Origin of the sequence: Halobacteriovorax sp. RT-1-1, from assembly GCF_047085455.1 — a bacterium.
Lineage (GTDB): Bacteria > Bdellovibrionota > Bacteriovoracia > Bacteriovoracales > Bacteriovoracaceae > Halobacteriovorax_A.
Genome location: NZ_JBKIXZ010000002.1, coordinates 976,848 through 988,351 on the forward strand (window position 1 = coordinate 976,848; position 11,504 = coordinate 988,351).

The 11,504-nt window shown below is 35.7% G+C and carries 11 protein-coding genes; 7 read left to right on the forward strand and 4 right to left on the reverse strand.

Going from position 1 to position 11,504, the window contains the following annotated elements; all coding sequences use genetic code 11:
* Window positions 1–2 precede the first annotated feature (2 nt).
* On the reverse strand, window positions 3–944 hold the full coding sequence (locus ACMAWV_RS15065) for a hypothetical protein (protein WP_412463119.1): 942 nt from the start codon (window positions 942–944) through the stop codon (window positions 3–5).
* Between the two features lie 44 nt (window positions 945–988).
* On the opposite strand from ACMAWV_RS15065, the gene ACMAWV_RS15070 reads away from it, so the two are divergent.
* From ACMAWV_RS15070 to ACMAWV_RS15080, 3 genes are all read left to right on the forward strand, one after another.
* Window positions 989–1,987 (forward strand): enolase C-terminal domain-like protein, encoded by a 999-nt coding sequence (locus tag ACMAWV_RS15070; protein ID WP_412470080.1) that lies wholly within the window; start codon window positions 989–991, stop codon window positions 1,985–1,987.
* Window positions 1,988–2,087: 100 nt separating this feature from the next.
* Window positions 2,088–3,557, forward strand: coding sequence for a LysM peptidoglycan-binding domain-containing protein (locus ACMAWV_RS15075; RefSeq protein ID WP_103219156.1), 1,470 nt, complete (start codon window positions 2,088–2,090; stop codon window positions 3,555–3,557).
* A gap of 32 nt (window positions 3,558–3,589) precedes the next feature.
* Window positions 3,590–4,720: a glycosyltransferase family 4 protein gene (locus tag ACMAWV_RS15080; RefSeq protein ID WP_103219157.1), complete on the forward strand. Its 1,131-nt coding sequence runs from the start codon at window positions 3,590–3,592 to the stop codon at window positions 4,718–4,720.
* On the opposite strand, the gene ACMAWV_RS15085 is transcribed toward ACMAWV_RS15080, so the two are convergent.
* Window positions 4,721–5,119, reverse strand: a complete 399-nt coding sequence (locus tag ACMAWV_RS15085) for an ExbD/TolR family protein (protein ID WP_103219158.1) — start codon at window positions 5,117–5,119, stop codon at window positions 4,721–4,723.
* On the reverse strand, window positions 5,116–5,634 hold the full coding sequence (locus tag ACMAWV_RS15090) for a MotA/TolQ/ExbB proton channel family protein (RefSeq protein ID WP_103219159.1): 519 nt from the start codon (window positions 5,632–5,634) through the stop codon (window positions 5,116–5,118). Before ACMAWV_RS15090 ends, ACMAWV_RS15085 begins: the two co-directional genes overlap by 4 nt.
* A gap of 206 nt (window positions 5,635–5,840) precedes the next feature.
* On the opposite strand from ACMAWV_RS15090, the gene ACMAWV_RS15095 reads away from it, so the two are divergent.
* Complete coding sequence (locus ACMAWV_RS15095; protein WP_103219160.1) at window positions 5,841–6,119, forward strand: HPF/RaiA family ribosome-associated protein; 279 nt, start codon at window positions 5,841–5,843, stop codon at window positions 6,117–6,119.
* A 171-nt stretch (window positions 6,120–6,290) separates the two neighbouring features.
* Entirely contained in the window at window positions 6,291–7,109 is an 819-nt protein-coding gene (locus ACMAWV_RS15100; RefSeq protein ID WP_392992378.1) for a flagellin, read from the forward strand.
* Here ACMAWV_RS15100 and ACMAWV_RS15105 read toward each other — a convergent pair.
* Entirely contained in the window at window positions 7,106–9,286 is a 2,181-nt protein-coding gene (locus ACMAWV_RS15105) for a cytochrome c biogenesis protein CcdA (protein WP_412470079.1), read from the reverse strand. The two genes, ACMAWV_RS15100 and ACMAWV_RS15105, sit on opposite strands and share 4 nt — an antisense overlap.
* Window positions 9,287–9,529: 243 nt before the next feature.
* Here ACMAWV_RS15105 and ACMAWV_RS15110 point away from each other — a divergent pair, with 243 nt between their 5' ends.
* Window positions 9,530–10,249 (forward strand): tetratricopeptide repeat protein, encoded by a 720-nt coding sequence (locus tag ACMAWV_RS15110; RefSeq protein WP_103219163.1) that lies wholly within the window; start codon window positions 9,530–9,532, stop codon window positions 10,247–10,249.
* Window positions 10,215–11,501 carry a hypothetical protein gene (locus tag ACMAWV_RS15115; RefSeq protein WP_103219164.1) on the forward strand — a complete coding sequence of 429 codons (1,287 nt, stop codon included), beginning with the start codon at window positions 10,215–10,217 and terminating at the stop codon, window positions 11,499–11,501. The genes ACMAWV_RS15110 and ACMAWV_RS15115 overlap by 35 nt, the downstream gene beginning before the upstream one ends.
* The last annotated feature ends 3 nt before the right edge of the window (window positions 11,502–11,504 follow it).

The following is an 11,504-nucleotide window of genomic DNA, read 5'->3' on the forward strand; positions in this document are numbered from 1 at the left end:
AATTACTTATTTTTATTATAAATATTTTGAATCTTATTAAAGTTTTCATTTAAACGATCATCAATGATCTTTGATTTTAATTCTGCCTGCCACTTATCTGGATGATAGGTTTGCACTAATTTCTTATATTTCTTTTTTCGGTCACTTTCTTCTTTTAGTGAACTAAATTCATCACTTAATTTATTTTCATCAATTGGAAAAAGTGCAAAAATCTCATCATATGAAGAGTTCATCTTCTTTGTCAGCGAAGTAAATAAAGAGTCTTTCTTAATCGGTAAGGATATTTCTTCGCTTCTTATAAAGCCTTCAAGAATTGCTACTCTATCACTTTTTATTGTGGATAAAGCTATAAGTAGCTTAAGTGTTAGTTTATTAAAGCGCTTGTGTTCAATTCTTTCTATGTTTTGAAAGAAAAATGCCGTTGTTGCAGCTGACAGAAAGGATTCTTTTGAAAGACTTGATTTGTTTAGCTTTGCTACTTTCAATAGCTCTTCCTTACAAAAGAAACTTTTTATAAAAGGATTTATTAGGGGAGATAGCTCTTCTTTATCAAATTTAAAATCTTTACGTAATAGATTTAATATCTCTTCACCTTCTTTAAAATCTCCCCACTGAAGAGACGACTGAAGACCTATAAAGAAATTTAAATCTTCATTACTTGCAAACATTTTCTTTTCTTCAAAATAAGAGAGAAAGGTTCTTTGAGATCCTTTCGTTGTTTTGGCCCCCGTTGCTTGAGTTGAGTTTGAATTACCTGTAGCAGACATTCTTTCAATCTTTCTTCGAACCATCTCATCAAACTCTTCTTTTGAATGAGACTTGTTTGATTTCTTATGAGGATTAAAGATTCCATCAAAGAACTCTTTAAACAGAGGCGCAAGCATGTAGGCCAAAACGATGGCAATAAATGCTAGTGTGATATTTGAAATTATTTTTGGTAACATATTTTAGTCTTTTTAATAATTATTTTAACGCTTTAAGGCATAATATGGAATGGGCAATAGATACACGACTAGTTAACTTAAATAAACCATGGAAGATTTCAGGGGCCGAGGTTTTGGCCAAAGAGATTATCTACGTGACTCTTAAAAATGGTGAATACAAGGGAGTTGGGGAAATTAGCTATGGTTCAAAAGAGAATATCTGCGTCGAAGATTTAAAACAAGAACTTGAGCGTTTTGCATCAGATTATGAAAATGCAGGTATTGTTCAATATAATGAGTTAACACAATATCTAGACCAATATGATTTTTATGTTCCTCGTCTAAGACTAGGGGTGGAAACAGCTTTCTTAGATTATCTTGTGAAGGCCACTGAACTTAGTCCATGGAAAATTTTAGGTACTAATACAGTTAAAAGCGTAGACTCATTAGACTCATTTCCAGTTTTTGAAACAATAGAAGAAGGAAGAAAGCTGCTTGATGATGCAGATACTAATGGGGTTATCAAATTAAAGATTACACATGAAACATTTCCTGTTCAGGTACAACTTATAAATGAATCAAAGCGTGTATTCGTTTTAGATGCTAACGAGTCATATGGGAGTAATCTCGAATTATTACTTGAGCATTTAGCTATGATAGAAGATGAGAATGTACTTTTTATCGAACAACCGCTTTATCGAAATGAGTTCGACCTTTATAAAGAATTAAAAGAAAAGTCACCAATCGATGTTTTTCTTGATGAAGGCATTGAAGATCATCGATTTCTTGATCCTTTTAAAGACCTTTGTCATGGCGTTGTTCTTAAAACTTCAAAGGCAAATGGCCTGATGAAGACTTTCTCACAACTTCAACAAGCAAAGAAGCTAGGACTTAAGACAATGCTTGGCTGCATGGTTGAATCAACAGTGGGAATTGCGTCACTTTTCAATATTGCTTATGGTTTTGATTATTTTGATTTTGATGGTTTTACAAAATTGAAAGACGATTCAGGGCCTCATGTTATTTGGGAAAAAGGAAAAGTGATTTTGTCTAATATGAATTAAATTCCCCCCCTCGAAAAATTGTGGTGTTCATTTAAAATAATAAGATATGTAAATTGGTAAAATTACAGAAAAACCTGTATTGAAGCTTTTTGGGAGCCCAATGAAAAAAATCAATATCTTATTACCTTTATTTATTCTTGTATCATGTGCAAACGTTCAGCCAACATATGTTAGTGAAACACCGGCACAAAATCCAAAAGTAATTGTAAAGGAAGTCGTAAAGTATAAATCTAAAGATGTAGGTAGTGTAAAGGCTTACACCATCAACAATATGGATAAACTTGAACTTCACTATCACCAGAAACATTTCGATTTTTGGGTTAAGTATTTTACAGAAAAAGAAAGAGATTTATTTCTTAGATATGTTAATAATGGTGCACGCTATCGTAATGTAATCGAAAAGATTATGCGCTCACACGGTATACCGGAAGATTTATTTTTTGTAGGCTTAATCGAGTCTGGTTACAATACTTTTATCAAATCAAAGGCCGCTGCAGTAGGTCCTTGGCAGTTCATTAAGGCAACAGGTATTAGATATAAGTTAAGAGTTGATAGCTACGTTGATGAGAGAACTCATATCATTAAATCAACTGAAGCAGCTGCTCAGTATTTTAAAGATCTTTATAATATCTTTGGCTCATGGGAGCTTGCTCTTGTTGCCTATAATAAAGGTGAGTACGGTATCATTAGAGCGATTAGAAAAGGTAAGACACGTGATTATATGAAACTTGTTTCACGTAAGTTAATTCCTACAGAAACAATCTATTACGTGCCAAAGGTCGCTGCAGTACGTGAGATCTATAATAATCCAGGTAAATACGGAATGAAGATTACAGAATCAAAAGATAGTCCTTTTGAGAAAGTAAAGCAACTCAACGTAAAAGGTTCATTTGATCTTTACAAATTAGCACGCGCTCAGGGTGTTGATTTAAAAACACTTAAAGTTTTAAATCCAGATTTAAAAAGAAAGTGGGTAAAGGTACAAAGAAGACATACTCAAAGCATCTTCCTACCTTCAAGTGAGTTTACTGATTATGATTCATTAGCAGAGTATGAAACACGTAAGTATATCAATATTGCTTCCAACTCTTCTGATAAAAAATCTTCTGGATTTTATAAAGTAAGACGTGGAGATAACCTTTCAATTATTGCAAATCGTCTAGGTGTTAGAGTAACTGATCTAAAGCGAATTAATGGAATTAGAGGTTCTAAGATTCTTGTTGGACAAAGGCTTAAGTATCAGACTAAAGGCGATATCGTTACTCATAAAGTTGCTAGAGGTGATAACTTAATTGATATTGCACGTAAGTACGGTGTAACAGTTTCAAATATTAAGACATTGAATAATCTTAAAGGAAACAGAATCTTCATTGGACAGAGACTAAAGGTTTCTACAACAAGAGTTCCATCAAGTGTTGCATATAAGAAATACCGCGTACGTCGTGGTGATAACTTAACTGCCATTGCACGTAAGTTTAATACATCGATTGGAACAATCAAGAAAGTAAATGATATTTCAGGTTCTGCTTTATATGCAGGACAAGTGATAAAAGTTCCAAGTGAGGGATAGGCAAATAGTGGCCTTTCCCTTATACTAATCAAATGAAAATTGGATTTGATGCAAAGAGAGCATTTCATAACTTCAGAGGTCTAGGGAATTATTCTAGGGACCTCATTGCAAGTTTAAGTCGCTATCACTCACAGAACTCATATTATCTTTTTACACCAGAATTTGATGACCCAAGGGCCATTCACTGGCTAGATCAATATGATAATTTGAATGTAGTTAAACCTTCTGACTTTTGGTCTAAAAAATTTCCAGCAGCATGGCGATCTTTTAAAGTTGCAGATGAAGCAAAGAGGCTAGAGATTGATATTTTTCATGGTTTATCTCATGAACTACCTCACGGTATTGAGAAGACGGGAATCAAGTCAGTTGTAACAATTCACGATCTCTTATTCTTACGTTTTCCTGAAAACTTCAAATGGATCGATCGACAAGTTTATCTTAGAAAAATAAAGTACGCGACAGAAGTTGCAGATGTTATTTTAGCAATATGTGAGCAAACGAAGAGTGATTTAATTCATTATCTTGGCTGTGATCCAAATAAGATCAAGGTTGTATATCAAACTTGTAATCCTCGTTTCTATTCTCCAATTCCTATTGAGAAACAGGTTTCTACAGTTGAACGCTATGGTGTGAACGAGAAGTTTATTCTTTATGTTGGTGCAATTGAGCCTAATAAGAACGTTCTAACTCTTGTTAAGGCCTATGCAGATATTAAGAAGTCGATTAATCATAAGCTTGTTATTATCGGAAATGGTGGAAGTTTCAAGAAAGAGGTTGAAAGTTATATTCACTCTAAAGGACTTGAAGATCGTATCATGATTCTTTCAAATGTGACTAATGATGACCTTCCAGCTTTTTACCAACGAAGTGATTTATTTGTTTTTCCATCATTCTTTGAAGGATTTGGTATTCCAATTATTGAGGCGTTATTTTCGAAGACACCTGTGATTACTTCTAAAGGATCCGTATTTCCTGAAGCGGGTGGCCCTAATACGATTTATATTGATCCAAGTAATAAACACGAAATGAGTGAGCAAATTGTCAACGTACTTACGAATCCTGATCTTGCCTTTGAGATGGTAGAAGCGGGCCGTAACTTCGTTGAAAAATTTCATCGTCGTAAGACGGCCCAGAATTTAATAGATTTGTATTCGAGTATGTAATTACTTTTCAGTGATTAGTGAGAGGTTAGTTAGGCTGTATTTCTTTAACACATCTAAAATACGCACTAGCCTCGAGTACTGAACTTCTTGATCAACTCTTAGATCAATTGGTTTATTCTTATCTTGAATAGATGCTAACTCAGTATCTAATTCATCAATAGTGTATTTCTTACCAGCAATTGCAACTTCTTCTTTTGATAATTCAATTGTTAAAACTTTAGAATCTGCAGAAGCCTTTTCACCAGACTCTGTCTTTGGAAGATTTAAAAGTAGCGCAAGCTCAGACTTCTTAAATACAGTTGAAGTCATGAAGAAGATCAAAAGTAAAAAGACAACATCAATCAATGGAGTGATGTCAGCATTTGCTTCTTGTCTTGTTCTTTTTGTGCGTGAACTCATAGAACTTTTTCCATGATTTCTTTTTCTAGTTTTGTCTCTAGTTTATCAACTGAACCAAGTAGGTAGTTGTGACCAACAAAGTGTGGAATCGCTACGATCATTCCACCAACTGTCGTGATCAGTGCCATTGAAATCCCTTGTGCAAATGAAGCCGGATTTGAAAGACCTGTTTCTGACATTACGTGGAAGGCCGTAAGAACACCAACTACTGTACCAAGAAGACCTAGAAGAGGTGAGATCGTTGCAATAATTTTTACAGTGTTTAGACCCTTTTCAACATTCATGATGTGGCCAGCAAGGTACTGCTTTGCAATTTCAATAGTTGATGAGGTGTCCATGTGCTCACCATTATCTTTTATCCTCTTTTGAATATCGCTTGAAGTTTGAGAAGTCATTTTCATTTCAACTGAAAGAAAATAAGCTTTTGATAACATGATTGCCCATCCTACTACATTGATAAATAGTAGAATATACATAATTAAGCCACCCTGTTGGATGTATTCATATAAGCGCATTGCGTCTCCTTTATTATAAAACATTTTAATTTTATTATAAAAATGGGGCCATGAGAACACTAAAATATTTTGATCAGATATGCTCAAATCAAACAATTTATTACTTTTAGAGAAATTTACAAAAATCTAACATAGCTCAGATAATTAATTGTGCTGGCCTGATATTATATATTCATAGAGGAACACAGGAAAAAATTGGAGGTCCTATGAACTATGAATTAAGCTTTCACAACGTTGATCACTCACCAGCTTTTGAGGATTACGTAGCTAAAAAGTTGAAAGGAATTTCAAACGACTTTAGAAATGTGGGTCATATTCAGTTCGTGGCCGATAAGAAAGGTCCAGAATATGTATTCTCGGCCAATGTGAACGGTCACAAACATCAGTTCCACAAAAAAGCCAAAGGAGATAATGTTTATCAAGCAGCTGCTGGTGTCTTAGTTGCTTTTAAAAGCTGGTATCGCGATCAGAAGATTGCTAGCTAATTAAAATAAGATACCAAAACAGTCGGCTTACGGCTCTCAATTCTAACTAGACAAGTGCCCAAAGTTTTTTACTTACACGTATAAACTTTGGGCATTTTTTTCCGATAAATTTTAAGTAGTAGACCCTTTCATGGTGGAAAGGGCCGAAAATTTAAAGGGTAGTCTTCAGGGATGAGAGTAGGGACTAATGTCACATCACAGCTGGCGCAAAGAATGCTAGGTGAAGTGAACGATCACCAGACGAGTGAGGTTCGCAAACTAGCAGGTGCAAAGCGCATTTATCAGGCCGCAATTGATCCGGCAGGCGCAGCTATATCCCTAAAGATGTCTGCACAGAATCGCTCTAATCTTCAGGCCCAACGAAACTCAAACGATAGTTTTTCAATGCTCGAGGTTGCTGATGCAACAATGGGGAGTATGCAAGATATTGCAATTCGCTTAAAAGAGCTCTCTATCCAAATGGCAACTGATACTTATAACGATAGTGATCGCGCCAATACAAACCGTGAATTCAAGCAGCTTGCACGTGAAATCATACGTATTCAAGAAAATGCTGAATATAATGGCACAAAACTTTTAAATGGTGGCCGTGATCTTGAAATGCAAATTGGTATTCGTAACTCAGAGAAGAATGATCGTATCAAGTACAATATCAGTGATGTAATGACTTCAAATCGTAAGCTTCTTAATCAAAACGTTCTGACAAAAGAAGGGGCGAGGTCTGCAATGGGAGCTGCAGATGCTTTAATTGATAAGATCTCACATTCTAGGGCCAAGGTTGGTTCAACGATGAAAAGAGTAGAAAGTACTAGTGCTAATCTTCAGCATAATTATGAAAACTCTGAAGCGGCGAGATCAAAAATAGAAGATACAGATATTGCAAAAGCGACGGCAGCAAAGGCCCTCGATTCGATTAAAATGGAGTCTGCAACAGCATTCCTAGCGCAAGCTAATACTGCGCCAGGAGCAATTGCAAAGCTTCTTGGTTAGTTTACTCCAAGAGCTTTTTTAACTTTTCCAAGAGTGATTGTTTCACCTAGCTTAATTAACTCACCATTCTCATTGATCACAAAGTAAGCAGGAACACCAACCATTCCCTGAGACTCTAACCATTTTCCGATGGCCTCATCTTTACGAGTCCAGTCTCCAAGAAGTAGATCGATCTTATTCTCAGCAACCATATCTTTGAATGAGTCAGTATTGATAACAAGCTTTTCATTTACCTTACAAGTGATACACCAGCGAGCAGTGAAATCGATAAATGTAAGCTTCTTCTCATCAATGCGCTTATTCATTTCTTCTTGTGTCCATTTAGTCCAGTTAAGGCCTTCTCTTTTTTTGTCTTCGATAAGAGAGTTTCCGTTACCACCAGTATTAAGTGGAGTTGTTATTGCAGAATAGCCTAAGTAGAAGACTGGAAGAACAATGATTAAGGTTGCTAGAGCTTTCTTTGTCATATTCTTTCTCATATAGAAAAGGAAGAATGTGAAGACAAGGGCCGAATTGATATACATCATCGCAACAGGTGATCCCACCAGTGCTGAGTAGACATCAAGTAACCAGACAACTGTTAGAATTAAAGTTAATCCTAAAAGTTTCTTCACGTGATCCATCCACATACCTGGCTTAGGAAGGAAGCGAATTAGTGCAGGGAAAATTCCTGTTAGAATAAAAGGTGCACTTAAACCAAGTCCAATTGCTAGAAAGATCATGACAATATTTGTACTTGATTCTGAAAATGCAAAAGTAAGAGCTGTTCCAAGAAATGGAGCCGAGCATGGAGTTGAAAGTACTGTCGCTAAAACACCACTAATAAAGTCACCGTAGAAGGTATTTCTAACTTCAACATTTCCAAGTTTTGTTCCACCTGGAGTTTTAAATTCAAAGAGACCAAAGAGGTTTAGCGCCATCGTGAAGATGACAAAGACCATGATCGCTACAAACATTGGTGATTGAAGCTGAAAACCCCAACCAATTTGTTCACCAGATGCTTTAAGGCCAACAATAGTAAAGGCAAGTGCCGCAAATGTAGCAAGGACACCTAGTGAGTAGAACATATTATGTTTTAATACTTTTGAACGACTCTCATTCGAATGCTTAATTAGCCCAAATAGCTTAAGAGAGATAACAGGTAGAACACATGGCATGATATTTAGAATTAATCCACCAATAAAGGCCATAAAAAGAAAGTAAGGTAGGGAAGAAGAGCCTTCCTCATTGCTTACAATATTCTTATCTTGAACAGGCCTATCATTATCAACTTTTGTTAGTCTCGCGTAGAATGTTTTAAATGACTCTTCATTTGTTCCAAATGAATTAATGTCAAAATCAACTCGATATGTTTCACCGATAACTGGGTCATTAAAAACAAACTTAAATGCAAGTGGTTCAACAAAACGCCCATCTGTCGGAAGAGGGTATTCTGGCTCTAAGTATTCTCCATCCCAATCTAACTGGTAGAGTCCGTAGTGATTTCCTTTTGTGTCTTTATAGAGTGCTTCTCTTTTAAAACTGATTGGACTCGTTGTATAAGGTGTCAGGACATTTTGTCCCGCCGTAAGCTTTTGGTTTTCACCAGTAATATTATAGACAAGAGCAAGTCCGCCTTCATACTTTGTTAATTGAAGATTTAGGTATGTTGGAGTTTCTCTAAGAGTAGGAAGGTTATTAAATCTTTTTTCAATTTCAGAATTTGCTACTTGGATTTGATTATCTTTAGATTTGAAAACACCATCATCAAAGTCACCCTTAATTATCTTTTCCTGTGGAATACAAATGTCATGACAAATTAAGTATTTTAAATGAACTTCAAAATTCTTCGCATTATCAAATGAATTTCCTAGGTAGTAGAAATACGAGTAATCATCTTTGTGACCGAATGTCTGAATATCACCCTTCTCAATAAACTTATGTGGTATTGGCCATTCCACTAGATCCAGTACAATTTTATCGCCATCTTGTTTAAACTCAACTTCTGTCGCTAAACCTGAATCCCCTGGGTTTTGCCAGTATGTATGCCAACCATCTTTATTTCTCAAGTTAATGGCCAAGTACTTATTGTTGTTCTTAGCAAACGTTGTTACCTGGGCCTTCACTAGGTCTGAGTAATCTTTTTTATCGGCGTAGGCAAAGAGGGTGATGGCTAGGGCCAGTAGGATTTTGTACATTATTTTTTCCTTAAAATATCTTAATTAATTTCATACCTTAGCGGTATTATACGCTAAAGCATGACGCTAAATCTAGGAATTGACAAAGATTTGACGATAAAAGCTTCTCTCTTAACATTGTGAATGAATATTAACATTCTACCTTGTAACTCCTTAAAAATACGTAGTCGCAAATTTTGCTAAATATTTTAGTCCATTATCCGAAAAGAAGAGCGAAGAGGTACTAATAACGAGGAAAAAAAAGTGAAAACCGTTAATTCTTTATTCTTTGGACTTGCATTGATGTCGCTAACATCGTGTAGCTATGTGGAGCATTTTGAAAAACGCGCCCAGGCCATTAACGAGTTAGAGGACAAGATTCTAGTTTTATCAAAAGAAAATCAAGAGATGAACAATAAGCTTATGCAAGCTAATTACAAAATCAAAACTCTTGAAAGTAAGAATTATTATCTCGAAACACAATTAAAAGATAAAGCTCCTAAAAAGGAGAGTTATACAAAGAGAACAATTGCAAGTGTCGCACGCGTCGATAGTAACGACCTCGTTAAGTACGATGTGTATAAGTGGGATGCAAAAGAGATGGTCTCAATTGCACAAAAAGAATTTGATTCTAAGAATTATGAAAAGAGTGCGCAGTTTTTTAATGCATACACAAAGAACTTTCCAAACTCAAAAGAGCTTGATGCTGACTTCTTATTTCAAGCAGGTGTAGCAAGTTATGAGTCAGGAAAACACTATGATTGGAGTGAGAAATATTTCACTTATCTTACTAAGAAGTATCCAACATCAAAATACTACCTAGGTGCAAAATTATGGCTAGGTATGAGTTATTTAAAACAAAATCGTAAAGACGAATTCTTTGCAGTCGTTGAAGAATTTAGAAAGAAATATAGAAACACTCCTGAATGGAATATCCTAAGTGGGCACTATGAGAAAATCGTACAGAAATATAAAAAGAACTAGTCTGCTAATCTTAGCATTCATCTCGACTTTTTTTACAGTTGCTCTTGGTGCCGAAACGGCAAAATCTCCAAGGGCCGTTGTTGCAAGAGTGCAGGGGAATGTTTTTGTAACTAGTAATCAACAAACAAAGAAGTTAGATGCAGGAAGCTACATCTATGACTTTGACGATATTTTTACTGAAGTAGGCGCTGAACTTGTTTTTAGAGATTACTTTGATCACGAGTATCATGTTTCAGGTTCAAGTTATGTCTCAATGCTTAATAAAATAGTTGAGCTTAAGTCTGGATATATCTGGGTAAAGTCTATTGAAAATACTGATGATAAGTTTCAACTTCAAACTGTTAATGCGACAATTTCGTACGATAGTGGAGAGTATATTGCTTCTTATGATCCAGAAAATGGAAAGACTCAAATTTTAAGTATTACAGGTACTCATACAATTAATAATAATGTTTATGAGTTTATGAAAGAACAGGTTGGCCCTGGCCGCTTTTCTTTTGTGAAAGAAGATTATGAAAATGGTGCTCCAAGAGTTCCGACACCTATTTCTTCTAGCGCTTATGAAGCAGTGACTTCTTTATTTCCTGCAGTTAAACCGATGAATGAACGCACTCTTGTTGCTAGAGCACCAAGGCATAAAGACAATAAGATCTCGCAAGAGCTATATACAAAGACTCCTAAAAGATCGACAGCTTCTGTTACTCTTAGAGAAGATATGAGGGTTTCTAATAAGCCTGGTGAAATTGTTGTCAGACAATCTCAAACAGTTAAGTCTCGTCGAGAGATTGCTTCTGTTGGAGTAGAAGGTGGGGCAAGAGCAACTCGACTTGAGCAATTCTATGAAGAAAAACTTAAGGAAATGGCTAAAGAGTCACCTAAGAAGAAAGCTTTTAAGAAATTTAAGCCAGACTACACAACTAAATCTGATGTAGAAGTTAATGTATACGGGCCAAATACTAGGGTTCCTGCTTCTGAAGAAAAGGCTCCTACTCAAATGAAAAAAGAGCGTGAGTATGAGAGGGAAGCTCCTCAAGAAGGAGTACGTCCAGAGCGTAAGTTTAGGCCAGAGAAGCCTCAGTCTTTAAGAAATCCTGCATCTGTACCTTCACCTGTTGATGAAGAATTTAAAAATGATGTATTTGAGACATCTTTGAGAAAAGAGTATTTAGGTCAACAAAAGCATAGCGATGCTGTAAACAGTCTAATTAATGATCTTGAGAGTTATAGTCAGGATTACAAAGAAGCCTACTAAGAA

Bases quoted from the DNA above. Each gene is read 5' to 3' on its own strand.
- ACMAWV_RS15065 (WP_412463119.1), bottom strand. From the start codon at position 944: ATGTTACCAAAAATAATTTCAAATATCACACTAGCATTTATTGCCATC.
- ACMAWV_RS15070 (WP_412470080.1), top strand. From the start codon at position 989: ATGGAATGGGCAATAGATACACGACTAGTTAACTTAAATAAACCATGG.
- ACMAWV_RS15075 (WP_103219156.1), top strand. From the start codon at position 2,088: ATGAAAAAAATCAATATCTTATTACCTTTATTTATTCTTGTATCATGT.
- ACMAWV_RS15080 (WP_103219157.1), top strand. From the start codon at position 3,590: ATGAAAATTGGATTTGATGCAAAGAGAGCATTTCATAACTTCAGAGGT.
- ACMAWV_RS15085 (WP_103219158.1), bottom strand. From the start codon at position 5,119: ATGAGTTCACGCACAAAAAGAACAAGACAAGAAGCAAATGCTGACATC.
- ACMAWV_RS15090 (WP_103219159.1), bottom strand. From the start codon at position 5,634: ATGCGCTTATATGAATACATCCAACAGGGTGGCTTAATTATGTATATT.
- ACMAWV_RS15095 (WP_103219160.1), top strand. From the start codon at position 5,841: ATGAACTATGAATTAAGCTTTCACAACGTTGATCACTCACCAGCTTTT.
- ACMAWV_RS15100 (WP_392992378.1), top strand. From the start codon at position 6,291: ATGAGAGTAGGGACTAATGTCACATCACAGCTGGCGCAAAGAATGCTA.
- ACMAWV_RS15105 (WP_412470079.1), bottom strand. From the start codon at position 9,286: ATGTACAAAATCCTACTGGCCCTAGCCATCACCCTCTTTGCCTACGCC.
- ACMAWV_RS15115 (WP_103219164.1), top strand. From the start codon at position 10,215: ATGAGAAAATCGTACAGAAATATAAAAAGAACTAGTCTGCTAATCTTA.